20 protein-coding genes and 1 riboswitch are annotated in these 24,616 nt (G+C 68.2%); of the genes, 13 read left to right on the forward strand and 7 right to left on the reverse strand.

Annotated features, from left to right (window positions below):
• Positions 1–79: 79 nt before the first annotated feature.
• Complete coding sequence (locus MFF22_RS05870) at positions 80–1,318, reverse strand: argininosuccinate synthase (RefSeq protein WP_238248049.1); 1,239 nt, start codon at positions 1,316–1,318, stop codon at positions 80–82.
• 210 nt (positions 1,319–1,528) lie between these two features.
• Here MFF22_RS05870 and MFF22_RS05875 point away from each other — a divergent pair, with 210 nt between their 5' ends.
• The 7 genes from MFF22_RS05875 (at position 1,529) to MFF22_RS05905 (ending at position 8,389) form a co-directional block, all read left to right on the forward strand.
• Complete coding sequence (locus MFF22_RS05875) at positions 1,529–2,155, forward strand: 2-hydroxychromene-2-carboxylate isomerase (protein WP_238248050.1); 627 nt, start codon at positions 1,529–1,531, stop codon at positions 2,153–2,155.
• A gap of 88 nt (positions 2,156–2,243) precedes the next feature.
• The gene (locus MFF22_RS05880) at positions 2,244–2,927 is read left to right on the forward strand and encodes a DsbA family protein (RefSeq protein WP_238248051.1); all 684 of its coding nucleotides are present in this window, start codon (positions 2,244–2,246) and stop codon (positions 2,925–2,927) included.
• Between the two features lie 236 nt (positions 2,928–3,163).
• Entirely contained in the window at positions 3,164–3,736 is a 573-nt protein-coding gene (locus tag MFF22_RS05885; protein WP_238248052.1) for a F0F1 ATP synthase subunit delta, read from the forward strand.
• Positions 3,737–3,792: 56 nt separating this feature from the next.
• Entirely contained in the window at positions 3,793–5,325 is a 1,533-nt protein-coding gene (gene atpA / locus MFF22_RS05890; protein WP_238248053.1) for a F0F1 ATP synthase subunit alpha, read from the forward strand.
• A gap of 128 nt (positions 5,326–5,453) precedes the next feature.
• A complete protein-coding gene (locus MFF22_RS05895) occupies positions 5,454–6,344 on the forward strand; it encodes a F0F1 ATP synthase subunit gamma (RefSeq protein ID WP_238248054.1) in 891 nt (296 codons plus the stop codon).
• A 42-nt stretch (positions 6,345–6,386) separates the two neighbouring features.
• Positions 6,387–7,844 carry a F0F1 ATP synthase subunit beta gene (gene atpD, locus MFF22_RS05900; protein WP_238248055.1) on the forward strand — a complete coding sequence of 486 codons (1,458 nt, stop codon included), beginning with the start codon at positions 6,387–6,389 and terminating at the stop codon, positions 7,842–7,844.
• Between the two features lie 143 nt (positions 7,845–7,987).
• Positions 7,988–8,389 carry a F0F1 ATP synthase subunit epsilon gene (locus tag MFF22_RS05905; RefSeq protein ID WP_238248192.1) on the forward strand — a complete coding sequence of 134 codons (402 nt, stop codon included), beginning with the start codon at positions 7,988–7,990 and terminating at the stop codon, positions 8,387–8,389.
• 344 nt (positions 8,390–8,733) lie between these two features.
• On the opposite strand, the gene MFF22_RS05910 is transcribed toward MFF22_RS05905, so the two are convergent.
• Positions 8,734–10,176 carry a PepSY domain-containing protein gene (locus MFF22_RS05910; RefSeq protein ID WP_306424665.1) on the reverse strand — a complete coding sequence of 481 codons (1,443 nt, stop codon included), beginning with the start codon at positions 10,174–10,176 and terminating at the stop codon, positions 8,734–8,736.
• Positions 10,173–12,287 carry a TonB-dependent receptor gene (locus MFF22_RS05915; RefSeq protein WP_238248193.1) on the reverse strand — a complete coding sequence of 705 codons (2,115 nt, stop codon included), beginning with the start codon at positions 12,285–12,287 and terminating at the stop codon, positions 10,173–10,175. The genes MFF22_RS05910 and MFF22_RS05915 overlap by 4 nt, the downstream gene beginning before the upstream one ends.
• Before the next feature lie 365 nt (positions 12,288–12,652).
• A riboswitch (cobalamin riboswitch) is annotated at positions 12,653–12,852 on the reverse strand.
• 180 nt (positions 12,853–13,032) lie between these two features.
• Between MFF22_RS05915 and MFF22_RS05920 the strand changes: the two genes are divergently transcribed.
• The 5 genes from MFF22_RS05920 to MFF22_RS05940 all read left to right on the forward strand — a co-directional run bounded on the left by MFF22_RS05920 (position 13,033) and on the right by MFF22_RS05940 (position 16,936).
• Positions 13,033–14,427, forward strand: coding sequence for an RluA family pseudouridine synthase (locus MFF22_RS05920; protein ID WP_238248057.1), 1,395 nt, complete (start codon positions 13,033–13,035; stop codon positions 14,425–14,427).
• 118 nt (positions 14,428–14,545) lie between these two features.
• Positions 14,546–14,944, forward strand: a complete 399-nt coding sequence (locus MFF22_RS05925; RefSeq protein ID WP_238248058.1) for a hypothetical protein — start codon at positions 14,546–14,548, stop codon at positions 14,942–14,944.
• Positions 14,945–14,993: 49 nt separating this feature from the next.
• On the forward strand, positions 14,994–15,656 hold the full coding sequence (locus MFF22_RS05930; RefSeq protein WP_238248059.1) for an HAD-IA family hydrolase: 663 nt from the start codon (positions 14,994–14,996) through the stop codon (positions 15,654–15,656).
• Positions 15,657–15,698: 42 nt separating this feature from the next.
• Entirely contained in the window at positions 15,699–16,490 is a 792-nt protein-coding gene (locus tag MFF22_RS05935; RefSeq protein WP_238248060.1) for an ATP12 family chaperone protein, read from the forward strand.
• A 167-nt stretch (positions 16,491–16,657) separates the two neighbouring features.
• On the forward strand, positions 16,658–16,936 hold the full coding sequence (locus MFF22_RS05940) for a hypothetical protein (RefSeq protein ID WP_238248061.1): 279 nt from the start codon (positions 16,658–16,660) through the stop codon (positions 16,934–16,936).
• Between the two features lie 142 nt (positions 16,937–17,078).
• On the opposite strand, the gene MFF22_RS05945 is transcribed toward MFF22_RS05940, so the two are convergent.
• Positions 17,079–17,612: a glutathione peroxidase gene (locus MFF22_RS05945; protein ID WP_238248062.1), complete on the reverse strand. Its 534-nt coding sequence runs from the start codon at positions 17,610–17,612 to the stop codon at positions 17,079–17,081.
• A 31-nt stretch (positions 17,613–17,643) separates the two neighbouring features.
• Positions 17,644–18,192: a hypothetical protein gene (locus tag MFF22_RS05950; protein ID WP_238248063.1), complete on the reverse strand. Its 549-nt coding sequence runs from the start codon at positions 18,190–18,192 to the stop codon at positions 17,644–17,646.
• 118 nt (positions 18,193–18,310) lie between these two features.
• Between MFF22_RS05950 and MFF22_RS05955 the strand changes: the two genes are divergently transcribed.
• Positions 18,311–19,693 (forward strand): aminotransferase, encoded by a 1,383-nt coding sequence (locus tag MFF22_RS05955; RefSeq protein WP_238248064.1) that lies wholly within the window; start codon positions 18,311–18,313, stop codon positions 19,691–19,693.
• A 91-nt stretch (positions 19,694–19,784) separates the two neighbouring features.
• Here MFF22_RS05955 and MFF22_RS05960 read toward each other — a convergent pair whose 3' ends face one another.
• Both MFF22_RS05960 and MFF22_RS05965 read right to left on the reverse strand, forming a co-directional pair.
• Positions 19,785–23,852 (reverse strand): Pls/PosA family non-ribosomal peptide synthetase, encoded by a 4,068-nt coding sequence (locus tag MFF22_RS05960; RefSeq protein WP_238248065.1) that lies wholly within the window; start codon positions 23,850–23,852, stop codon positions 19,785–19,787.
• 129 nt (positions 23,853–23,981) lie between these two features.
• On the reverse strand, positions 23,982–24,569 hold the full coding sequence (locus MFF22_RS05965; protein ID WP_238248066.1) for a histidine phosphatase family protein: 588 nt from the start codon (positions 24,567–24,569) through the stop codon (positions 23,982–23,984).
• Positions 24,570–24,616 lie beyond the last annotated feature (47 nt).

Consider the following 24,616-nt stretch of genomic DNA (forward strand, 5'->3'; position numbering starts at 1 on the left):
ACGATCGTGTCGTCCGCCGCGCCCTGACGTGCCGCCTCCGTCGGTCCCTGTCTTTCCGCCCGCGATGATGCGGCGGTGATCAGCCCTCACGCTTCTTGCGCTGGGCGAGGGTCCGCAGGCGCAGGGCGTTCAGCTTGATGAAGCCAGCCGCATCCCGGTGGTCGTAGGCCACGGCGCCCTCCTCGAAGGTCACGAGGTCCTGATCGTACAGGGAGTGCGGGCTTTCCCGGCCGATGACGTGGACGCCGCCCTTGTAGAGCTTGAGCCGCACCGTGCCGGTGACCTTCTCCTGGCTCTTGTCGATGAGCGCCTGGATCATCTCCCGCTCCGGCGAGAACCAGAAGCCGTTGTAGATCAGCTCCGCATATTGCGGCATCAGCTGGTCCTTGAGATGTGCGGCGCCGCGGTCGAGGGTGATCGACTCGATGGCCCGGTGGGCCGGCAGGAGGATGGTGCCGCCGGGCGTCTCGTACATGCCACGGCTCTTCATACCGACGAAGCGGTTCTCCACGAGGTCCAGGCGGCCGATGCCGTTGGCCCGGCCCAACTCATTGAGCTTGGCCAGCAGGGCCGCCGGGGACAGCGCCTCTCCGTCGATCGAGACCGCGTCGCCCCGCTCGAAGCCGATCGTGATGACGGTCGGTTGGTCCGGCGCCTCCTCAGGCGAGAGGGTACGCGAATAGACGTAGTCCGGCACCTCGACCGCCGGATCCTCCAGCACCTTGCCCTCGGACGACGCATGCAAAAGATTCGCATCGACGGAGAAGGGGCTCTCGCCGCGCTTGTCCTTGGCGATCGGAATCTGGTGCTGCTCGGCGAAGGCGATCAGCTGCTCGCGGGAGCGCAGGTCCCATTCCCGCCAGGGGGCGATCACCGTCACGTCGGGCTTGAGGGCGTAATAACCGAGCTCAAACCGGACCTGATCATTCCCCTTGCCGGTGGCGCCGTGGCAGACGGTGTCCGCCCCCACCCGCTCGGCGATCTCGATCTGCTTCTTGGCGATCAGCGGCCGGGCAATCGACGTGCCCAGAAGATAGACGCCCTCGTAGACGGCGTTGGCCCGGAACATCGGGAAGACGTAGTCGCGGATGAATTCCTCGCGCAGGTCCTCGATGTAGATGTTCTCGGGCTTGATGCCCAAAAGCTCCGCCTTGCGCCGCGCGGGCTCGAGTTCCTCCCCTTGGCCCAGATCGGCCGTGAATGTCACCACCTCGCAGCCATAGGTGGTCTGTAGCCACTTCAGGATGATGGAGGTGTCCAGGCCGCCGGAATAGGCGAGCACGACCTTCTTGACGGGGGGCTTGGCGGAAGCGGTCATGCGATGTCCGGAACGGGAGGGCCTGGGTTGCGGCGGCTTATCGCGGGTGACACCGGCCTGCAACACGGTCCTGCAACCGCCATGCCGTCTTGAGCGTATGCCCGACTGACGAACGGATCGAATCGGCGACCCGGACTGCTTGAGCCCTGGCGCCGGTGGCCCAACTTCGCCAAAGCGATCCCCCAGGAAGAGTACCGAGAGGCGGAACAGATGGCGCGCCAGCCCACTTTGGAGTTCTGGTACGAATTCGCGTCCACCTACTCGCACCTCGCGGCGCACCGCATCGAGGAGGCTGCGGAGAAGGCCGGGGTGAGCGTGCGGTGGCGCCCGTTTCTGGTCGGACCGCTCTTCGCATCCCAGGGCTGGACGACCTCCCCGTTCAATCTATTCCCGGCCAAGGGCCGCAACATGTGGCGGGATTTCGAGCGGATGGCGGCCTCCTACGGCCTCCCGCCGATCACCAAGCCCGATCCCTTTCCCCAGAACAGCCTCAACGCCGTGCGCGTGGCGATCTTCGGCCAGGACCAGGACTGGCTCGTTCCCTTCTCGAAGGCCGTCTTCTCGGCGAGTTTTTCGAAGGGACAATCCATCGCCGAGCCCGCCGCTGTGGTGGCCATCCTGGATTCGCTCGGCCTCGACGGCACCCAGGTGCTGCGGGCCGCGGCCTCCGATGCCAACAAGACCAAGCTGCGGGTGAGCGTGGAGGAGGCCCGATCCAGGGGAATCTTCGGCGCGCCGACCTTCCTCACCGACGACGGCGAGCTGTTCTGGGGCAACGACCGCATGGAGCAGGCCCTGGCCTGGGCGAGCGGAGAGCGTCCGCCGGGCTTAAGGTGAAGCCAACCGGCAGGCGGCCATAAATGCGCCCGCGGCCGGGGCCAGATGCCCTGCGCCCGCGCATCGCATCGCCTGACGGTTCGGACCCATGATTGTCACCCGCCGCCGCCTCCTTGCGGCCTCCGCCGGCCTCGCCCTGGCCGGCCCCGCCGCCGCGCAATCCTACGGGCAGCGCGTCTCCGTGACCGGCGACGACGGCAAGCCCGTGGCGAATTCGGTCCTGCCCGGCGAGATCACCGGGCAGATCCCGGCCCTGCGCGGCGTCACCTATGCCGGGCCGAGGGACGCGGAGACCACCCTCTACGAGTTCTTCGACTTCAACTGCCCCTGGTGCCGGAAGGCCGCGGCCGATGTCGTCGCCCTCCGCGACTCGGACCCGACCCTCCGGATCGGCCTTGTGGAAAACCCGATTCTATCGCCGGAATCGGCTCAGGCCGCCAAGGTGATGCTCGCGGTGCAGCGCAAGCTCGGCTCGGATGCGGCGTTCGGTTTCTACCGGACGTTGCTGTCCCGGCCCGGCCGCATCGACGGACCCGGAGCGCTGGCAGCGGCGGCGTCCCTCGGCCTGTCGCAGGCGGAGGTGGAGGAGATCGCTGACAGCGAGGAAGTCCGCCTCGCCCTCAAGAGCCACATGCGCATGGCGGCCGATCTCGGCCTCTACGCCACGCCGTCCTACGTCCTCGGCAACGCGGGCATCCTGGGGCATCCCGGGGCGAGGTCCATGGCGAAGATGATCGCCAGCACCCGGCGCTGCGACCGGCTGGCCTGCTGAAACGGCCGTCACCGGAGCCGTCACACTTCTGCCGCCCTGTCGCGCAGCCCGCGGCGTCGCCTTGCGCCGATCCGCTCAGCCATGCTAGGCGGTCGCCGCGCCGGTCGGGGGCGGTCACGCCCTCTTCGATCCCGGCGCGTTCCAAAAACCATTGCCCAGGGCCGAAAGGCCTTGCGCAGCGCCCGAACGAGGCCCAAAGGCTGCGACGGGTGGGCAACGAGAGAAGAGAGCGACGGGTGGCGCAGAACGGTTCCGAGGCTGGTCCCCTGGTCGCAGGCGTGGCGGGCCGGTACGCTTCCGCCCTCTTCGAGCTCGCGCGGGACGAGCGGCAGCTCGACGCGGTCGCCGAATCCCTCAATCGCTTCGACGGAATGCTGAAGGAGAGCGCGGACCTCCGCCGCCTCGTCCGCAGCCCCGTCTTCAGTGCCGAGGAGCAGGAAGCCGCCATCGGCGCCATCCTCGAGAGGTCCGGCATCACCGGGCTTGCCGCGAATTTCATCCGGCTCTCCGCCGCGAACCGCCGCCTCTTCGCCCTTCCGGGCATGATCGCCGCCTTCCGCGCCCTGGTGCAGGAATCGAAGGGCATCGTGCGGGCCGAGGTGCGGGTGGCCGAGCGGCCGTCCGATGCCCTGATCGAGGAGATCAAGGCGTCCCTGAAGGACATCGCCAGGGCCGACGTGGACATCGACCTCGTCGTCGATCCGAGCCTGATCGGCGGCCTCATCGTGAAGATGGGCTCCCGCATGGTCGACGCTTCCTTGAAGACCAAGCTCAACGGTATCCGCCTCGCGATGAGGGCGGCGCGCTGACGCGCAGCCACCGCGACCCGTAATTCGACCAGACGCAAAGCCACAGGGGCACGAGCATGGACATCCGCGCCGCCGAGATCTCCGCGATCCTCAAGGACCAGATCAAGAACTTCGGCGAAGAGGCTGAAGTTTCTGAAGTCGGTCAGGTTCTCTCCGTCGGCGACGGCATCGCCCGCGCCTACGGCCTCGACAACGTCCAGGCGGGCGAGATGGTCGAGTTCGAATCGGGCGTCCGGGGCATGGCCCTGAACCTCGAGCAGGACAACGTCGGCATTGTGATCTTCGGCTCCGACCGTGAGATCAAGGAAGGCCAGACCGTCAAGCGGACCGGCGCCATCGTGGACGTGCCGGTGGGCAAGGGTCTGCTCGGCCGCGTCGTGGACGCCCTCGGCAACCCGATCGACGGCAAGGGCCCGATCGTATCCAGCGAGCGTCGCCGGGTCGACGTGAAGGCGCCGGGCATCATCCCGCGCAAGTCGGTGCATGAGCCGATGGCCACGGGCCTGAAGGCCATCGACGCCCTGATCCCGGTGGGTCGTGGCCAGCGCGAGCTGATCATCGGTGACCGCCAGACCGGCAAGACCGCCATCGCCCTCGACACCATCCTCAACCAGAAGCCCGGCCACACCGCGGGCGGCGACGAGACGTCGAAGCTCTACTGCATCTACGTCGCCATCGGTCAGAAGCGCTCGACGGTCGCCCAGTTCGTGAAGGTCCTCGAGGACCAGGGCGCCCTGGAATACTCGATCGTCATCGCCGCCACCGCTTCCGATGCCGCGCCGATGCAGTTCATCGCGCCGTTCGCCGGCTGCGCCATGGGCGAGTACTTCCGCGACAACGGCATGCACGCCGTGATCGTGTATGACGATCTGTCCAAGCAGGCCGTCGCCTACCGTCAGATGTCCCTGCTGCTGCGCCGCCCGCCGGGCCGCGAGGCCTACCCGGGCGACGTGTTCTACCTCCACAGCCGCCTGCTCGAGCGCGCCGCCAAGATGGGCGACGCCGCCGGAAACGGCTCGCTGACCGCCCTGCCTGTCATCGAGACCCAGGCCAACGACGTGTCGGCCTATATCCCGACCAACGTGATCTCGATCACCGACGGCCAGATCTTCCTCGAGACCGACTTGTTCTACCAAGGCATCCGCCCGGCGGTGAACGTCGGCCTCTCGGTGTCGCGAGTGGGCTCCTCGGCCCAGACCAAGGCGATGAAAAAGGTCGCCGGCAAGATCAAGGGCGAGCTGGCGCAGTACCGCGAGATGGCGGCCTTCGCGCAGTTCGGCTCCGATCTCGACGCCTCGACCCAGCAGCTCCTGAACCGCGGCTCGCGGCTCACCGAGCTGCTGAAGCAGCCGCAGTTCTCGCCGCTGAAGATGGAAGAGCAGGTCGCGGTGATCTACGCCGGCGTGAACGGCTACCTCGACAAGATGCCGCTGGCGAAGGTCCGTCCCTTCGAGGAGCAGCTGCTCAGCACCCTGCGCAGCAAGCACAAGGACCTGCTCGACTCGATCGCCGCTTCGAAGGACCTGTCGGACGAGAACGCCGGCAAGCTCAAGAGCGTGGTCGAGAGCGTAGCCAAGTCGGTCGCCTGAACCGAGACCCTCTGATCCCGGGATCGCCCGGGATCAGGTTTGCGCTCGCCTGATCGGGGCGGGCACGATCCGCCTCCTCCCTCCGCGAGGGAGGAGAGGCCCCTAAGAACGGACCTGGACCTCACTCGATGGCGAGCTTGAAGGACCTGCGGAATCGCATCACCTCGGTGAAGGCGACGCAGAAGATCACCAAGGCCATGCAGATGGTCGCCGCGGCCAAGCTTCGCCGCGCTCAGATGGCGGCTGAAGCGGGCCGGCCCTTCGCCGAGAAGATGGCCGGCGTGCTCGGAAACCTCGCGAGCAACCTCGTGGGCGGCGTCGGCGCACCGAAGCTGCTGTCGGGTACTGGTTCCGAACAGGTCCACCTGCTGGTGGTCTGCACGGGTGACCGCGGCCTCTGCGGCGCGTTCAACTCGTCGATCGTTCGCCTTGCCCTGCGCGAGCATGCGACGAAGCTCCAGGCCGAGGGAAAGACGGTCAAGTTCATGACCGTCGGCAAGAAGGGCTACGACATCCTGCGCCGCCAGTACCGCGACCAGATCGTGGAGAGCATGGATATCCGCGGCAACAAGCCGGTGGACTATGCTTTCGCCTCTGAGATCGCCGGCAAGATTGTCGACCGCTTCGAGGCGGGCGAGTTCGACGTGGCGACCCTGTTCTTCGCCGAGTTCCGCTCGGTGATCTCGCAGATCCCCACCGTACAGCGCCTCATCCCCGCCGAACTGCCGGCGGGTGGCGAGGCTCCGGTCAAGGCAGGCGGCGACGCCGCCCTGGAGTTCGAGCCCTCCGAGGAAGTGATCCTGGAAACGCTGCTCCCGCAGAACCTCGCGGTGCAGGTGTACCGGGCCCTTCTGGAAAACGCCGCGTCCGAGCAGGGCGCCCGCATGAGCGCGATGGATTCTGCCACCCGCAACGCGGGCGAGATGATCAAGAAGCAGACGCTGGTCTACAACCGGACCCGTCAGGCGATGATCACCAAGGAGCTTATCGAAATCATCTCCGGCGCCGAGGCCCTCTAAGGGCATCCGCTCCGTCCGCACGAATTGAAGGGTCAGCAGACAATGGCGAACACCGCACTCCCCGGCGCCGGCTCCAACAAGGTCGGCAAGATCACCCAGGTCATCGGCCCCGTGGTCGACGTGCAGTTTGAGGGCCACCTGCCCGAGATCCTGAACGCTCTGGAGACCAAGAACAACGGCGCCCGGCTCGTCCTCGAGGTCGCGCAGCAGCTCGGCGAGAACACCGTCCGCTGCATCGCGATGGACACGTCCGAGGGCCTGACCCGCGGCCAGGAGTGCACGGATACCGGCGAGCCGATCAAGGTGCCGGTGGGCATGAACACCCTGGGCCGCATCATGAACGTCATCGGCGAGCCGATCGACGAGCTCGGCCCGGTGCAGTGCGACACCTACCGCGCCATCCACCAGCCGGCCCCGTCCTACGCCGAGCAGTCGACCGAGGCGCAGATCCTCGTCACCGGCATCAAGGTGGTGGACCTGCTGGCTCCTTACTCGAAGGGCGGCAAGGTCGGCCTGTTCGGTGGTGCCGGCGTCGGCAAGACCGTGCTGATCATGGAGCTGATCAACAACATCGCGAAGGTGCACTCCGGCTATTCGGTGTTCGCCGGCGTCGGTGAGCGGACCCGCGAGGGCAACGATCTCTACCACGAGATGATCGAGTCCAAGGTGAACGTCGATCCGAAGGAGCATGGCGGCTCGGCCGAGGGCTCCAAGTGCGCCCTGGTCTACGGCCAGATGAACGAGTCCCCCGGCGCCCGCTCCCGCGTGGCCCTCACCGGCCTGACCATCGCGGAGCAGTTCCGCGACGAGGGTCAGGACGTGCTGTTCTTCGTGGACAACATCTTCCGCTTCACGCAGGCGGGCTCCGAGGTGTCGGCGCTCCTTGGCCGCATCCCTTCGGCGGTGGGTTACCAGCCGACGCTGGCCACCGACATGGGCGCCCTGCAGGAGCGCATCACCACCACCAACAAGGGCTCGATCACCTCGGTGCAGGCCATCTACGTGCCGGCCGACGATCTGACCGACCCGGCGCCCGCCGCCTCGTTCGCCCACCTCGACGCCACGACCGTGCTGTCGCGCTCGATCGCCGAGAAGGGCATCTACCCGGCGGTGGACCCGCTGGATTCCACCTCGCGCATGCTCTCACCCGCCATCCTCGGCGAGGAGCATTATGACGTGGCCCGCCGGGTCCAGCAGACCCTGCAGCGCTACAAGGCCCTGCAGGACATCATCGCGATCCTGGGCATGGACGAGCTGTCCGAAGAGGATAAGCTCACCGTCGCCCGCGCCCGCAAGATCGAGCGCTTCTTCTCGCAGCCCTTCACGGTGGCCGAGGTGTTCACCGGCTCGCCGGGCGTGCAGGTGCCGCTCGAGGACACCATCAAGGGCTTCAAGGGCTTGGTGAACGGCGATTACGACGACCTTCCCGAGGCCGCCTTCTACATGGTCGGCACCATCGAGCAGGCCCAGGAGAAGGCCAAGAAGCTCAAGGCGGCGTAAGCCGGCTTATCCTCCCCTCCCCCCGCGGGGAGGGGCTGGGGTGGGGCGGTCCTTGGGGGAAGCGCAGGGCTTCCTCCTTCGCCACCCCTCCTCCCACTCTTTCCCACGAGGGGAAGGAGAGCTGAGGCGGATTGATCGAGACGATGGCCACCTTCCACTTCGATTTCGTCGGCCCCGAGCGGACGCTGTATTCCGGCGAAGTCAACGCCGTTCAGTTGCCCGGCATCGAGGGCGAGATGACCGTGATGGCGGGCCATGCCCCGGTCCTCACCTCCCTCCGGGTGGGCGTCATCGTCATCACCGAGAGCCAGGGTTCGGGCAAGCGGATCTACGTGCGCGGCGGGTTCGCCGACATCGGACCCACGGGCCTCACCGTCCTCGCCGAGCGCGCGGCGCCGATCGAGGAACTGAATGCGGAATCCCTCGACCGGGACATCGAGGCGGTGCAACTCCAGTACGACGCGACCGAGGATTTGCAGCGCCGCGAGGAGCTGAATGCGCAAATCGTCCAGCTTCGCGAGACCAAGGCGCTGCTGAAGCTTTAAACGAATCGTCCAGGAGTGAATATCGTACCTGTAAGCGGACGACGATTCCGTCGAGAAGGTAGCCTTCGATCTGAAAGCGTCCCCAGCCCAAGGCTCGGGGACGTTTTTCGTTCTCTGGCCGAGCTACGTGCAGGACGAGTGCGGCCATCTAAGCGCGGAGACGCGTAAGTGCCTTTTCGGGAAGCGCGGGATCGCCTCCTCTCCGCTGCCGGCTCTCCGTCTTTCCGAGCGGAGCGAAGCAATCCAGGGCGGCGGAACTTCTTAGGATGCTGCGGATCCCTGGATTGCGTCGCTTCGCTCGCAATGACTGGAGAGCGGGCGATCCAAGGATGACAGAAAACACTTCAGCCACGTCCCACCCTGGGCCGAAACATCCGCCCGAAGCGCCGCCCTCCTGCAATCAACCCGGTCAGCGCAATCCCCGCGCCGACGAGATTCAGGGCCCACTGCGCTGAGAACCGCCAGAAAGGACGGGTGGAAAGGCCCGGGATATCGAGCCGGTGGAACGCGTCGAACAGCCAGCGATTGGCTCGGCCGGAGCGATCAAGCCGGTTGAGCAATGTGCCGTCCCGCGGATCGATATGCAGCCACGTGGCGGCCGGATCGTCGAAGGTCAGGCGCAGCACCGGGAGCGGCCGATCGGACCCGTTCGGAGACCAATAGGCGTCGTACGTCGCAACCAGCTTGGCCTCGGTGAGATGTCCGCCGGGCATCCTTGCTGCCGCCTCCAGCGTCGCTGAATCCGGCCCGGGGCCGCCGCCGAGGTCCGTTGCCGCTGGCCCCCCGGCGGTCTCCCGCACCATCCACCAGCGGCCGCCGATGGGCGCGAAGTGCAGCGTCGCGAGGCTGGGGCCGGCGAGCCGATGAAGTTCGGCCACCGATACCCCGAGCGCGCCGGGGTGTCCGGCATAGGCGTTGCGCACGGCTTCAGGGGGTGTCGTCGACGAGAACCAACGGTTCGGATTCATCGAAAGCCAACCGCTCACGATGAAGCAAACCAGGCTCACGCCTCCGGCCATCCCGATGAGGTGGTGCCACAGGGCGAGGCCGCGGTAGGGGCTGACCCCTCCGCCGCGATAGCGGTTCCGCAGCCGCAGCCGCCACACCCCCACGCTGAGCCCAGTCACAGCCGTTACGCTCGCGATGGCCGAGAGCCACAGCAGCGCTTGCCGCCACGCCTCCGGCCGCGCACGCAGGGGCGTGAGATAGATCCAGTGCGTGACGGCACCAAGCCAGTTCCAGCCCCGCTGCCAGCGGGTCGTGACGAGGGCGACCTCTCCGGTGGGCACCGAAACATAGACCTCATACCCGGCCGGATCCCCCAGGGCGACTTTGATGAAGGGGCGCAGGGGATCGTAACGGGCAGTGACGGTCCACTGGTCACGCGACACGCGGCTGGCCTTGCCGCCACCCGCGATGCGCACGGCTTCTGCGGCGTCGAGGGGGCCCAGGCGCTCCCCGGTCCGGGCGGACACCGTGAGGGGAATGCCGTCCGGCCCGGCAATCCGATAGACGGGCTTATCGGCCCGCATCTCCAGCCTGAAGCCGGCCCGGACATCCGGTGAGCCGGCCGCCGCAAGGGCGGCGTCGGGGCCGATCACCACCTTGTCCCAGGCGATCGGCGCGAGGCGTTCGAGCCGCTCCGCGCGGGTGAGATGCGGGAACGGCACGTACAGCATCACCAACCCGGATCCGATCCAGAGCGCGAAGAGCAGGCCGGTGCCGATCCCAAACCAGCGATGGCCGAGGAGCAGCCACCGCTTCCCCCGCTTTCCGACGCGGCTCACCACGACACCGTGTAGGCGACCTCGAAGGATCGGGGCCGGCCGAGGAGCCAGTTGGTGCCCACCCCGTCCACGGCGTTGCCGCTGATGGCGTAGACCTTGTCGAACAGGTTGTAGACCCGAAGGGACAAGCGCGACTGTGCCGTGACCTGATGGTCGAGGACGAGGTTCACCAAAGTGTAGGCCGGGCGCCGGGCCGTGTTGCCGAAGTCACTGTAGACCTGACCGACATTCTGCAGGCCGACCCTGGCGGTCCAGTCCCGGACTGGATCCCAGCTCAGCCACAGGTTGGCGATACGTTCGGGAACGTCGAGGGGCTGGTTCCCGGCGTAGGACACGGCGACGCCATTCACGGTCTGGGTGAAGTTGTCGTACTGCGCATGCAGCAGGGCGAGGTTGCCGTCGAGGCGCCAGCCGGGCGCGATGGCCCAACCCAGGGCGAGTTCGACACCCTGCGAGGACTGGCTCCCGACCTGGACCCCGACGGCGGACGAGCCGGGCAGTCGGGAAATCAGGTTGTTCTTGACGATGCGATAGCCGGCCAGCGTCCATTCCAGCGCACCGGCAAAGGCCACCCCCTTCGCGCCCACCTCGATCTGGTCGCCGGTGGCGAGCTTGAAGCCCGCGAGTGATTGCGACAGCGTGATGAGGCTGCCCACGGGATCCGTGGCGACGCTGTACTGGGCATAGAGCGCACTGTCCGGCGTCGGGTTGTAGACGAGGCCGAAACGGTAGCCGAGGGCGTGGAACGTCCGGTCGAACTGCGCGCCCGTTTGGAGATCTTCCCGGTGCAGGGTCGGCACGTCGAACCGCACCCCCGTGAGGAAGGACAGCCGGTCCGTCAGCTGCAGCCGGTCCTCGGCGAAGACCGAAACCTGCGTCGTCCGGGTCGCGTAGGCGGGTACGGCCCGGCCGTCCTGCGGGAACAGGCCGGGATCGTAGCCGGTGAGGAGGACGCTCGTGCTCTGATCGAAGTAGAAGTTGTTGGTGTGCCGGAAATCGATCCGGTTCACATCGAATCCGGCAACGAACTGGTTGGGCCGCCCGAGGATGTCGCCGCGGAAGGTCGCGTCGAGGCGGTCTCCGATCTGTTCCTGGCTATGATAGATCTCCAGGTAATCCGACCTGTCCACCAGGCCGGTCTGACGGTTGAACGCATATTGCTCGACATCGAGCCAGTGACGGCTGGACGTCAGGCGGTAGGCCGTGTTCCGGATGGTGATGTCGGCGGTGGGCGACCATTCGGATTTCAGCTGGGTCCAATTGTCGGCCCAGGTGATCTTCGCATCGTGGACGTTGTAGTTGTTGAACCGGATCAGGTCCGGGATGCGCCCTTCCACGAGGGGCGTGCCCCAATAGCGCGCCGGCTCCTGGTAGCCCAGATCGTGGGAGAGCGTGACGGCGAAATCCGCGCTCGGCCGGAACAGCAGGGCCGCCGAGACGGCGAGATTGCGGAAGTCGCCCTCGGGCCGGACCCACCCATCGGCCCGGTTGCCGCTCACGTTCAGACGGTAGGCGAAGGTGTCGCCGAATTCGGCCTGCGCGATGCCACCGCCCGAATCGAAGGCGAGCCGGGCCACCCCGTCCGAGCCGACGACGGCCCTGGCCGTATTGATGGGTACGAAGGTCGGCTTCTTCGTCACGACGTTGATGACGCCGCCGATGGCCCCATCGCCATACAGCACCGAGGACGGGCCGCGCAGGACCTCGATGCGCTCCACATTCCACGTGTCGAAGGGGAAGGTGACGGTGCCCGCCCCGACATAGAGACGGGTGCCGTCGTAGAGCTGCTGGATGGAGTTCGGCCCGGCAAAGCCCCGGCTGGTGAAGGCGCCGTTGCCGTTGCCCGGCGCCGCAATGGTAGTGATGCCCGTGGCGTCCTGGGTCACCGCATCGGCGATCGTATCCTGCCCCCGCAGGCGGGCGGTCTCCCCCGAGACGATGTCGACGCTGGCGGGTGTCTCCAGCAGCGTCAGCCCGAGGCGACTCGCGGCCCGGTCGGGCGTTCGGAGGTTGAGGCCGGCGGGCGCCGCGCGGTCCAGACCGATACCGGCCTCCCCTTCCACGGAAAGCTGATCGAGGGTCACGGCGTCCTGTGCCTCAGCCTGGGTCATGAGGAGGGCGAGCGGGACCTGGGCGATGACGGCGGCCAAACGGCGAGTGCGGGATGATCGTATCGGGATAAGCGTCGAAGACATCGGTCGGAACTCCGGCGCGGCAGAGGCCGGCCGCCGCCTCAATGCAATATAACAACATTACACTTCCAGTCCCGTACGAGGTTGTTCACCGGACTCGGTGGCCACGCAGGGGCGCCCCGGTGCGCTCGCTGGCGCCAGGGACTGTCATGGACGAAGAGGGGTCGGCACGGGGATCGCGGGCGCGCTTTGGTGTGGCACGTCACCGCGAACGAGGCCGCGGCATCCGTCCGACAGGACGGTGCCTCGACACCCGCCAGGACACCCCGCCCAGCGCGTTTCGCGTGTGACCACGGCTGACGGCAGGTCTCCTGGCTCACGGGTCGTCGCCGTTCCACCGTCTTCCCGGGCTGACCCGCCCAGTGACATGAGGTGGTGGAAAAGCTCGCCGCTTACAGTTGCGGGGGCAGCCGCGGCTTCGGGCAAGTGCCCTCACCACGTTCCCTTTTGATCCCCGAAGGGAACCGTCACGGTCAAGCTAGGCGAGTGCGACCCCTCCGGTCAACGCGTCCGCGGCGGTTATTCCGCCCTGTCCGCAGGCTGGAGGCTTTGCCGGGTACGCCGGGCGATGCTATGCGGCGACCATCCCTTTCATTTGGCCGGCCCTCGGCTCCGGGACGGAACGCCGGCAGCATTCTCCGGTGCGCGAGACGGGCTACCGCTCATGAGTACACGACCTCCCCGCCGCGGGGGCCCTTCCGGCGGCACAGGCCGCCCCGATGGTCGGCCGGGCCGGCCATCAGCCTTCCGGGCGCCCCGCGCCGGCACCGGGCCTCGCACCAGCGCCAAGGACGCCGCCGAGCGCGCCGCCCGCGCCCGCGGCGACGATGCCGGCGAACGGTCCCCCTGGATCCCTGCCGCCGAGCCGGCCCCCAGGCCGGCGCAGGCACGACCCAAGCGCGAAGCGCCCGCGGACAGGGGCCCGGCTCGCCGAAACGAGGCCGCGGCGCGCACGGATGCGGCGCCAGCCAGATCCGGCCGTCCGCCGAAGGCCGGCGCCGAGGTGCCGGCCGCGGGTCCGACGCGGCGCGAGCAGCGGGCTGCGGCGTCCGCCACCCTCGCCTCCGGCGTGCAGACGCTGACGGTGGAGACGGACGAGGCGGGCATGCGCATCGACCGCTTTCTCACCGCGCGGTTCCCCCAGCTTCCGTTCACGCGGGTGCAGAGCATCGTCCGTAAGGGCGAGCTTCGGGTGGATGGCAAACGGGCCAAGCCCAACGACCGGCTGGAGCCGGGCATGAGCGTGAGGGTACCGCCCCTTCGCCTCGACCAGCCCACCGAGCGGCCGCGCAACGCCGCCCGTGAAGCGGATGACGCAGACTTCCTGCGCAGCCTGATCCTCTACGAGGATGCGGACATGATGGTGCTGAACAAGCCCTTCGGTCTCGCTGTGCAGGGCGGGTCGGGCACGGTGCGGCACGTCGATGGCCTCCTCGACGCCCTCACCGGACCGGACGGGCAGAAGCCGCGCCTCGTCCACCGCCTGGACAAGGACACGGCCGGCTGCCTCATCATCGCCAAGACGCGCGTGGCCGCCTCGACGCTGGCCAAGAGCTTCCGCTCCCGGGCCGCCCGGAAGATCTACTGGGCCCTGACGGCAGGCGTGCCCCGGGTGCGCCAGGGGCGGATCTCGACCTACCTTGCCAAGGACGAGCCGACGGATGCCGACGCGCGCATGCGGGTGGCCAAGCACGGCGACGAGGGGGCGAGCCATGCCCTGACCTATTACGCGACGGTCGATCAGGCGGCGCAGAAGGTCTCGTGGTTGTCGTTCAAGCCCGTGACGGGGCGGACCCATCAGCTGCGTGCCCACGCCGCCCATATCGGCCATCCGATCGTCGGGGACCCCAAATATTTCTCGATCGAGAACTGGGAGCTGCCCGGCGGCATCCAGAACCGCCTCCACCTCCTCGCCCGGCGGATCGTGATTCCCCACCCGCGGACCGGCCGCCCCGTGGACGTGAGCGCCCCCCTCCCCCCGCACATGGCGCAGAGCTGGAACCTGCTGGGCTTCGACGCCGGCCGCTACGATCCGGTGGTCGACGCACCGGAAGATTGAACGGGCGCGACGCGTCGCTCCGGGGCGGATGGCTTGGCAACGGGCGCGCCCGCCTCATATGCTGCAGCGCTTAGCTGCACCTGTGCCAGCCGCGCCCCCGACGGTCGAGATCCTGAGAATGAAGCTCGCGACTTTGGCCTGCCTCGCCGCCCTGTGCGTGACCGCGCCGCTGGCGTCTGCGGCGCCGGGCGAACCGGCACCGGCCGAGCAGACCCGCAAGGAACCCGCCGTCGCGCCGCAGAAGCCCGCTGCCGCCAAGCCGGAGCCCGCCGCCGCTCGCACCGAGCCCCGGACCGAGGCGGCCCGTACCGAGCGGCCGGGGACCGCCCCCGCCGTCACCGGCCGGGACCGGCGTCGGCGTTCCTACGCGGCGTGCAACCGCGCCTCCCATCAGCGGGGCTACCGGGGCGGCAAGCGCCGCCGTTTCCTGATCCGCTGCCGCCTCGGCTACGAGCGCACCCGCACGCCTCAGCATCAGGCCCCCGTCCCCGCGCCAGCACCGGTCCGCAAGCCGTGACACCGCGAGCCGCCGGCCCCCGCCATCGAACGGCAGGACGGGTCCGGCGATGAGGCTCGTCGTCTTCGACGTGGACGGGACCCTCGTCGACAGCCAGCATCTGATCGTCGCCGCACAGGCCGCGGCCTTCGGGGAACTCGGCCTCCCGGCGCCCGAGCGCCGGGTCGCCCTCTCCGTGGTGGGTCTGTCCCTGCCCCAGGCGTTCCGCCGCCTCGTCGGGGAGGACGGGCCTGTCGAGGAACTCTCCGAGCGCTACAAGCTGGCCTACAACCGTCTTCGGGTCGACCCGGCTTACGAGGAACCTCTGTTTCCCGGCATGGGCGAGCTTTTGGACCGGCTCCATGCCAGACCGGGCGTGGTCCTCGGGATCGCCACGGGGAAGTCCCGGCGGGGTGTCGACCGGCTTCTCGCCCATTACGGGTGGGAGGACAGGTTCGTCACCACGCAGACGGCCGACGACGCGGCGTCCAAGCCCGATCCCGAGATGCTCCACCGGGCCATGGCGGACGCGGGCACGGCGCCGGACAGCACGGTGATGATCGGCGACACGACGTTCGATATGGCCATGGCCGTGGCGGCCGGTGTCGCGCCCATCGGGGTCGGCTGGGGCTACCATGCGGCGGGAATCCTGTACCGGGCCGGGGCGGTGACGGTGGCGGACGATGCCTCGACCCTCGAAGGCATCCTGGCCGGCGGGGCCGAGCTTGAGTGAGCCCCCTCGCGCCGGGTTGGCGCAGAGATTATGTCGGTGACCATGAGCGACGTGACGCAAGATTGGCTGGGTCAACCGGGCGACAGTGAGCGGCCGGATCCCGTCCTGGCTGCCCGGACCGGAGCGAAGCCCGCCCTCCCCCGCCGTTTCTACAAGGAAGCCGGGTTCGCCCCGGCCGAGGGCGGCTTTCGCTTGACCCTCGACGGACGTCCGGCCAACACGCCCGCCCGCAACCCCCTGCTGCTTCCCACTCCCGCCCTGGCCGAGGCCGTGGCGGTGGAGTGGGGCGCCCAGGAGACGGAGATCGATCCGGCGAGGATGCCGCTGACCCGCCTCGCCAACACGGCGATCGACGGGGTTGCGTCCCGCCGGGAGGCGGTCGCCGACGATCTCTGCGCCTACGCCCAGACGGACCTTCTCGCCTACCGCGCCGCCGAACCTGACAGGCTGGTCGCAGCGCAGGCCGCCGCGTGGGATCCGGTCCTCGATTGGGCCTATGACACGTTCGGCGCGCGGCTGATCCTAAGCGAGGGCGTGATGCACGTCACCCAGCCGCCGCTCGCCGTACAAGCGCTGTCGGATGCGGTCCGGGGCGTTCACGATCCGTTCCGGCTCGCTGCCCTGCATACGCTCACGACCCTCACGGGCTCCTTGATCCTCGCCCTCGCCTTGCTGCACGGGCAGCTCAGCCCAGAACAGGCCTGGGCAGCCGCTCATGTGGATGAGACCTATCAGGCCGATGTCTGGGGCCGCGACGAGGAGGCCGAGGCGAGACTCGCCGCCCGCCGGTCGGAGTTCGAGGCCGCCGCCCGGACGATCGCCACGCTCGCGTGAGCGCTGCCCAGCCGAGATGCAAACGAGCAACATGATCGCCCGTCTTTTACCATAATCGGGCTGGCGGGACCGGGGCCCTGGCGAACCCGGTCATTATTGCTTTAGCATCGGGCTCGGCAGATTCCGGCGCTACGATGTCAGCACAAACGCTCAACGAAAACTTCGTCATGGAGGAACTTGCCGCGATCTTCCGCCGGGCGCGGGGGAACCGCGAACCGGAATCCCGTGCCGCCCTCTTCGAGTCGCTGAGGGACCTTGAACGGCGGGCCCGGTGCAGTGGGATGCCCGAGAGTATTCTCCGCCGGGTCGCCGAAAGCCGTTTCCTGGCGGGTGTGCTGCGTGAGGCGGTGTCCCCCATCCGCTACCAGAGTGTCCGGGGCACCCGCCATCTCTGGACCGCCGCCCCCGATCTTCAGGCTTCCCGCGAGGCGATCCTTCAAGGCTAGCGCATTTTCGGGAAGCTTTGGATCGCCTGCTCTCCGTTGCCGCCGTGCCGTCTTTGCGAGCGAAGCGAAGCAATTCAGGGATCCGCCACATCCGGTCAGGTTCCGCTGCCCTGGATTGCTTCGCTGTCGCTCGCAAAGACAGTTAGACGGGCGTTCCAGATGATACGAAAACAGCCTGCGCTGAGGCGACAGATCGGGTGAGGGCTTCGTCGATGTCGCCTCGCAGGGCCGCAGGTCCGACCACGGGCGCATAGCGGGCGATGGGCACACCGTCGCGGCCGACGAGGAACTTCGTGAAGTTCCACCGGATGCCGCGGGTGCCGAAGAGGGTCCGGCGGGCGCGGCTCAGATAATCGAACAGGGGATCGGCCCCCGCGCCTTTGACCTCGACCTTGGCGAGGATGGGGAAGCTCACCCCAAAGGTCCTGTCGCAGAACTGGGCGATCTCTTCGGCATCGCCGGGCTCCTGCCTTCCGAACTGGTTGCAGGGGAAACCAAGCACCGTCAGCCCGGCCTCGCGCTTGTCACGCCACAACTCTTCCAAGCCCTGGTATTGCGGAGTGAAGCCACAGCGCGACGCCGTGTTCACGATCAGCAGGACACGCCCCCTGTATTGCGAAAGCGGATGCGGGCTCCCGTCAGCGGCACGGACTGTGAAATCGTAGACAGTCGTCATCGGGGCGGGTCACATCGATTGGGTCGAGGTGTCACGTGGCCTGCGCGACCTGGCGGACCTTCTCGAACTCGAAGGTCAGACCTTGCGGCGTCATCCGCTCCCGGGTGACGATCCGCTCGTCGGGGGCGACCACGCCGAGGGCGACCTCCCGGTCCGGCAGGACGACGGTGGTGGTCTTGTTCACGTGGACGAGGACGTGTCGTTTCTGGGGAGCCGACGCCACGGCCCAGCGGCGCAACTGACCATAATACGGCTCCCGGCGCCACGCATTCGCCTGACCCGGATCGACCTGCACATTCATGTTCCGGGTCACGGGGTCGAGGCTGAGCACCATCTTTGCCTTTTCGGGCTTCCATTCCGGGCCGAGCCACCCCTCCGTCATCCAGAGGCAGTGGAAGGCGCGGCAATGGTCCGGCCTCGTCGCATGGATCGCGCAGCCCCGGCCAGAGACCGTGTGCCGGCACCATTGCCCGGCGACGCTGTCCACGGCGGGCACGTCGTAGACCTTGCAGCAGAGGGTGCAGGTGCCGCAGGCCCGGCCCGGAGCCGGCTGCGCGACGATCTGTTCGGGGCTGAGCATCGATGGATCGGACGGTCCGGCATGCGTCCCGAGTCGGAGAGGTGTGGGACGTCGGCCCTATCTGCGCATCCTTCGTGCCGGTAGTGTGGCACGGTCCAGTTCCCCCAGGAGCGCCCGCATGCTCTCGAACCTCGCGACCCGCGACGTCGAAACCCTGCTCCACCCCTATACGCACCTGTCGAACCATCGGCGCACGGGCCCCCTCGTGCTGGAGCGCGGCGAAGGCGTCCACGTCTACGACACCGAGGGAAGGCCCTACATCGAGGGCATGTCCGGGCTGTGGTGCACGGCGCTCGGCTATTCGAACGCGGAACTCGTCGAGGCCGCGCGGGTCCAGATGGGCCGCCTGCCCTTCACGCACCTGTTCTCCGGGCGCAGCCACGACCCGGCCATCGAACTTGCCGAGACGCTGAAAGAGCTGATGCCGGTTCCAACGGCGAAGATCTTCTTCTGCTCGTCCGGTTCCGAAGCGAACGACACGCAGGTGAAGCTCGCGTGGTACTACAACAACGCCCTCGGGCGCCCGCAGAAGAAGAAGATCATCGCCCGGCGCAAGGGCTATCACGGCGTCACCATCGCCAGCGCCTCCATGACCGGCCTGCCGGCCAACCACATGGATTGGGATCTTCCCCTTCCCGGCTTCCTCCATGTCTCCACGCCGCACCATTACCGCGGGGCCGAACCGGGTGAGAGCGAGGAGAGCTACTCAGCACGCCTCGCCGCCGAGCTGGAGGAGACGATCCTGCGGGAGGGCCCCGACACCGTGGCGGCCTTTATCGCCGAACCCGTCATGGGCGCAGGCGGCGCGATCCTGCCGCCGAAGGGCTACTTTCCGGCGATCCAGGCCGTCCTGTCGCGATACGACGTCCGGCTCATCGCCGACGAGGTGATCTGCGGCTTCGGCCGCCTCGGGACGTGGTTCGGCGCGCAGGCCCTCGACATGCGGCCGGATACGATCTCCTTCGCCAAGGCCGTGACATCCGGCTATGTGCCCCTCGGCGGCATCAGCATCGACCCGGCCCTCGACGAGGTTCTCATCGGACAAAGCGAGAAGCTCGGCGGCTTCGGCCACGGCACCACCTATTCCGGGCACCCCGTCGCCTGCGCCGTCGCCATCAAGGCGATCGAGATCTACCGGCGCGACCGGGTCATCGAGGGTGCCGCGGAAAAGGCGCCGCACTTCCAGCGCCGTCTCTCCGCCCTCGCGGACCACGACATCGTCGGCGAGGCGAAGGGCCTCGGCCTGATCGGCGGCCTGGAGATCGTGGCCGACAAGGCGAGCCGCCGGCAATACGAGCCCAAGGCCGGCGTCGCCGCCCGCTGCGTCGCCTTCGCCCAGGAGGAAGGGCTGATCGTCCGGTTCCTCGCGGGCGACCGTGTGGCCGTCTGCCCGCCGCTGATCATCACGCCCGACGAGATCGACAGCCTCTTCGACCGCCTGACGCGGGCCCTGGACCGGACGCGGGACTGGATCCGGTCGGAGGGGCTCAAGCCCGTCTGAGTGCACCTCTCCCCACACCGCCCCGTCATGGCGTCGCGATGCTGGCCATGACGGGGTGATCGTGGTGGAGTGATCGTGGGGCGGCTTGCGCTTACCCTCCGTGCACCACCGGCACGGCGGGTGCGCCTTCCCATTCGGTGTTGGCGGGGATCGACTCACCCTTCATCACGATGGTGAGCGGACGAAGCCGCGCGTAATCGCCGACTTTCGTGTCGTACAGCACCGTCGAGAACGCGCCGACCGAGACGCCCCGCCCGAGCACCACCCGGCCAATCTTCATGATGCGGTCCTCGTAGAGGTGGGTCTGGAGAGCCGACACCCGGTTAATCGTGCAGAAATCCCCGATCGTCACGCAGTCGAACTCGGTGATGTCGGTGGTGAGCATGCAGACACCCTGCCCCACCTTCACCCCGAACAGGCGAAGCACCCACGGCAGGAACGGCGTGCCCTGGAGATGCTCAAGCAACACCTTGCCGGCCAGCCCCCAATAGGCGACCGCAATGGCCTCGGTGCGCATGGCCCACCACGACCACATGGGCTGCATCCCGGGCTTGTACACGCCCATCAGCAGCCATTTCATCGCGATCACCGCCGTGGATTGGATCATCGCGATGATGACGCTGATCGCGATGAAGCTGAAGGCAAGACCCGTCCAGTCCCGCTCCAGGATGGCTGGGTAGAAGTACCAATCGATCGCGGTGATCGCGAGGGTGATGTAGAGCATCGGCGAGAACGAGGTCGAGAACGCCTCGAAGATACCGCGCCGCACCTTGGGCCACAGCCCGGGCTCGTAGGTCTGGGCGGCGGAGCCGAGGTCGACCCGCTGCCGGGCCGGCAGGCGGATCGGCGGCGAGCCGAACCACGTCTCGCCCGGCGCCATCGCCTCGTTGGCCGGCGGTTTCGACTTGATGCCGATCAGGACGTCGTCGGGGATCACCGCCCCCGGCGGCACCACCGCATCGTTGCCGACGAAGACCCGCTTGCCCGTCTGGACGGGTTCCAGGTGCATCCAGCCGCGACGGACCTCTTCCTCGCCGAACACCACCTCGTCGGCGATGAAGTTGCGCGCGCCGACCTCCGCGAGGTCGTAACGCCCGGCGAGGTTCGTAGAGATCTCCGCGCCCTCGCCCATGGAGGCGCCCATCAGGCGGTACCATGCCCGCATGTAGACGGTGGCGAAGAGGGAGGCCAGCGTCTCCAAGGTCACCTCGACGGCGAGCGCGAGGGACCACTTCCGCAGGTAGAATAGGGAGTGAACCGAGAAGGTCCCGTGTCGGGTCCGTGGCAGGATCAGCCAGCGGATACCCGTGATGAGCAGCACGGTGCCGGCGGTCATCAGCATGGCCGTCGGCCAAGTGAGGATCGGCAGGTAGAAATGATAGTCGATGTCGGTGATGTCGGAGAGTGAGTCCGAAATCTGATCGAAGAGGAAGAAGGCGGGGAAGATCGGCAGCAGGCCCACCGCCGGGATCGCCCCGAGCAACAGGACGTAGGCCACGGCGAAGGCCGCCCGGCGCTGGGGGCTTACCACCGGCGGCGCGGGCAGGTCGGCTGTGTCGGCCATGCCCGCCTTCCGCCCGGGGGAACCGTCCCACCTTTCCCCCGCGCCGACCCGCGTGCCGGCGGGGATGGTGGTGAGGTCGGCGATCTCGGCCTGTGCGCCGATGACCGTATCGTGCGAGATGACGCAGGAGGTGCCGACGGTGGCATCCGCGCCGATCTCCGCCGTGCCGATGACGAGTTCGTTCCCGACGATCTCCGCGTTGGCGACCACAAGGCGGCCGCCGAGGGACGCCCCGTCCCCGATCCGCAACAGGTCCGGCGCCCCGATTTCGATATCGGATATGACGGTGTCCCGGCCGACCTGGGCACCCATCAGGCGCAGGTAGACGGCGATGGCCGGCGAACCCTGGAGCCATTTCACATGGACCAGGGGCGCGAGTCGCTGCGCCAGCCACCAGCGGAAATAGTACACACCCCACAGCGGGTAGCGCCCCGGGCGTGTCCGGCCGAGGACAAGCCACTTCCCGGCGATGGCGATTGCCGCCGTGACCGCGTTGATCGCGATGTAGACGAGGAGCAGCACGCCGAGTTCGGCGAAGAAGCTCAGGCCGCCGCCGGTCAGCAGCAGGTAGGTCACGAAGATGCCGAGCCACTGCACCGTGGCGAGGGCGATCAGGAAAGGCAAAGCCACCGCCTGGGCCAGCCCGCACAGGGCCCGGCGCAGGAGCGGGGGCGCCTCGAACCCAAGGTCGCGCACGGCGGCTTCGGCACCCACGCCGCCGGAACGGGCGATCAGCGTCTCCGCCATGGCCCGGAGGGTGCGCTTGGCATAGACGTCCGGCAATGTGATGCCAGCGAGGGCAGGCGTTTCGCGCACCGCGGAGACGAAGCGGGCGGCCAAAAGGGAGTGGCCGCCGAGATCGGCGAAGAAGTCGCCCGCCAGCGGGATGGGCTGCGCGCCGAAGACCTGCTTGGCGGCGGCCAGGAGGGCGGCTTCCGTGTCGTTCTCCGGGGGCTCCTGCTCGCCGTCGGCCGAGACGACGGTCAGGGGCGCGATCTTCAGAGCCTTCCTGTCGACCTTGCCGGAGGTGAGCCGCGGCAGGGTTTCAGCGACCTCGAAATGGCCAGGCACCATGTAAGGTGGCATTTCGGCAGCGAGCCGCTTGCGCAGCACGGCCGTGTCGATCCCCTGCCCCCGCTCGGGGATGAGGAAGGCGACGAGGCGGTCCACTCCGTCGTCCGACCGCAGGACCACCGCCGCCTGATTGATCTCCGGCGCGGTGCGGATCCGCGACTCGATCTCGCCGAGTTCGACGCGGAAGCCGCGGATCTTCACTTGGTCGTCGATGCGCCCGTGGAAGAGGATCCGCCCGGCGGCATCGAGGGAGACGGCATCGCCCGACCGATAGAGCACGGGGTCCGACCCGTCCGAGTCGAAGGGGTTCTCGATGAACTTCTCCGCCGTCAGCTCGGGCCGCTGGAGGTAGCCCTGGGCGACGCCCGGACCGCCGATCAGCAGCTCGCCCTGCTCGCCGCGGCCGAGGAGACGGAGATCTTCGCTCGCCACGTAGATGGAGTAGTTCGGGATCGGGCCGCCGATCGTCACCGGCTCGCCGGCATGCATCTCGGCGGCGGTGGCCACCACCGTCGCCTCCGTGGGCCCGTAGGTGTTGAACAGGCGCCGGGTGGCCGTGGCCCACTTGGCCACCAGGGGCTCGGGCAGGGCCTCGCCGCCGAGCAGCACGAGGCGCACCCGCGGCAGGTCCCCGGTGATCATGGCGAGCAGGGTCGGCACCGTGTCCAGCACCGTGATGCCGTTGGCGGCGATGATGCCGGGCAGCGCCTCGACATCGCCCATCATCGACGGGCTCGCCACGAACAGCGTCGCCCCGACGAGGTAGGGCACCCAGATCTCTTCCATCGACAGGTCGAAGGCGACGGAGGCGCCCTGGAACACCACGTCGTCGGGTCGCATCCCGTAGAGGGCATTCCCCGATCGCAGGAAGTGGCAGATGTTGGCGTGGCTGATGACGATGCCCTTGGGCACGCCGGTCGAGCCTGAGGTATAGATCAGGTAGGCCGGGTGCCCAGGCGTGAGGCCCTTGGCCCGGGCATCGGGAACGGGCGCGTCGGCGGGGGTCGCCGTGTGGAGGTCTGCCGGCGTCAGGGCCTCGAAACCACCCGGCGCCTGGGGCTGCAGGGCCGCCGAGACCATGAGGACCTTCGCAGTGGCGTCGCCGAGGCAGACGCCGACCCGGTCGGCGGGGGCCTCCGCGTCGAAGGGCAGCCAGGCCGCCCCCGAGAGGGTGATGCCGATCTGGGTGACCAAGAGGTCCGGCCCGCGGGCCATCCACAGGCCGACGACATCGCCCGGGCCGATGCCCCGATGCGACAGCCCGGCGGCGATCCGCTCCGCCCGGGCGAGCACCTGCGCGTAGCTGAGATGTGGATGCAGTCCGCCCGCGCCGACGCTGGCTCCGTCGATCAGGCAGGGATGGTCGTGCCGCTGCTGCGCGGAGTGGCGGAAGATCTCGCCGAGCACCTCGTCGCGGATCAGATCGGACCGCCTGTCGCCGTAGAGGAACGCTCCACCGTCCGACGGCCGTGCGCCCGCTGCCGCAGATGCGGGCCGGGGCTTCTCGGCGAGGTCGCTCATGCGCTGCTCCGCTGCCGGCGTTTCCTTCCGGCACTCTCTGTCACGGCGCCCTATAGCCCGGCGATCATGCCGATAGCGAGGCGGCTTTGAACCGAGCTTGAATGGAAAATGCGGACGACCCGCGATCCGTCAGGCCCAGCGCCATCCCTGTCCGTCGATGACGAGCACCTCGCCCTGCCGGATCCCGAGGCGCGGCGCCGCGTAGATATCGAGTTGCCCGAGGGCGACTAGCATCGCGCGGGCGACGCCCCCGTGGGCGACAACGACCGTCACCGGCCCAAGGCCTGCGAAGAAGGGCGCGACACGCTCGACCAGCATCGCGTAGCTCTCGCCGCCGTTGCCCGGCGGGACATGGTGCCAGCGCGACCGGTCCCTCTGTCCTGCGCCAACGGGGTCCCGGCGGCGGATCTCCGCCCAGGTCGCCCCCTCCCAGGCACCGAACCCGATTTCCCGCAGGCGTGCATCCGTCCGATAATCCTGCGGCGGCAGGCCGAGGGCGGACCGCATGATCTCCATGGTGCGCCGGGTACGCAGGAGCGGGCTCGCCAGGAAATCCGCCCGGGCGAGGTCCGCCCCCGCGGCGGCTGCCAAACGCGCGGCGACGGCCGCCGCCTGGGTCTCGCCCACGGCGTTCAAGTCGATGTCACGGGTTCCCTGAAGGCGCCCCTCCGCATTCCAGCCGGTCTGGCCGTGGCGGATAAAATAGATCGTCCGCAAACCCTAAGTTCCTTACCAGGAACACGGCGCCCGGAACGTGCCGACCA

Origin of the sequence: Methylobacterium persicinum, from assembly GCF_022179525.1 — a bacterium.
Lineage (GTDB): Bacteria > Pseudomonadota > Alphaproteobacteria > Rhizobiales > Beijerinckiaceae > Methylobacterium > Methylobacterium persicinum.

Excerpts from the sequence above, each read along its gene's own strand:
- MFF22_RS05870 (WP_238248049.1), bottom strand. The coding sequence starts at position 1,318 with ATGACCGCTTCCGCCAAGCCCCCCGTCAAGAAGGTCGTGCTCGCCTAT.
- MFF22_RS05875 (WP_238248050.1), top strand. The coding sequence starts at position 1,529 with ATGGCGCGCCAGCCCACTTTGGAGTTCTGGTACGAATTCGCGTCCACC.
- MFF22_RS05880 (WP_238248051.1), top strand. The coding sequence starts at position 2,244 with ATGATTGTCACCCGCCGCCGCCTCCTTGCGGCCTCCGCCGGCCTCGCC.
- atpA (WP_238248053.1), top strand. The coding sequence starts at position 3,793 with ATGGACATCCGCGCCGCCGAGATCTCCGCGATCCTCAAGGACCAGATC.
- MFF22_RS05895 (WP_238248054.1), top strand. The coding sequence starts at position 5,454 with ATGGCGAGCTTGAAGGACCTGCGGAATCGCATCACCTCGGTGAAGGCG.
- atpD (WP_238248055.1), top strand. The coding sequence starts at position 6,387 with ATGGCGAACACCGCACTCCCCGGCGCCGGCTCCAACAAGGTCGGCAAG.
- MFF22_RS05905 (WP_238248192.1), top strand. The coding sequence starts at position 7,988 with ATGGCCACCTTCCACTTCGATTTCGTCGGCCCCGAGCGGACGCTGTAT.
- MFF22_RS05915 (WP_238248193.1), bottom strand. The coding sequence starts at position 12,287 with ATGACCCAGGCTGAGGCACAGGACGCCGTGACCCTCGATCAGCTTTCC.
- MFF22_RS05920 (WP_238248057.1), top strand. The coding sequence starts at position 13,033 with ATGAGTACACGACCTCCCCGCCGCGGGGGCCCTTCCGGCGGCACAGGC.
- MFF22_RS05925 (WP_238248058.1), top strand. The coding sequence starts at position 14,546 with ATGAAGCTCGCGACTTTGGCCTGCCTCGCCGCCCTGTGCGTGACCGCG.
- MFF22_RS05930 (WP_238248059.1), top strand. The coding sequence starts at position 14,994 with ATGAGGCTCGTCGTCTTCGACGTGGACGGGACCCTCGTCGACAGCCAG.
- MFF22_RS05935 (WP_238248060.1), top strand. The coding sequence starts at position 15,699 with ATGAGCGACGTGACGCAAGATTGGCTGGGTCAACCGGGCGACAGTGAG.
- MFF22_RS05940 (WP_238248061.1), top strand. The coding sequence starts at position 16,658 with ATGGAGGAACTTGCCGCGATCTTCCGCCGGGCGCGGGGGAACCGCGAA.
- MFF22_RS05945 (WP_238248062.1), bottom strand. The coding sequence starts at position 17,612 with ATGACGACTGTCTACGATTTCACAGTCCGTGCCGCTGACGGGAGCCCG.
- MFF22_RS05950 (WP_238248063.1), bottom strand. The coding sequence starts at position 18,192 with ATGCTCAGCCCCGAACAGATCGTCGCGCAGCCGGCTCCGGGCCGGGCC.
- MFF22_RS05955 (WP_238248064.1), top strand. The coding sequence starts at position 18,311 with ATGCTCTCGAACCTCGCGACCCGCGACGTCGAAACCCTGCTCCACCCC.
- MFF22_RS05960 (WP_238248065.1), bottom strand. The coding sequence starts at position 23,852 with ATGAGCGACCTCGCCGAGAAGCCCCGGCCCGCATCTGCGGCAGCGGGC.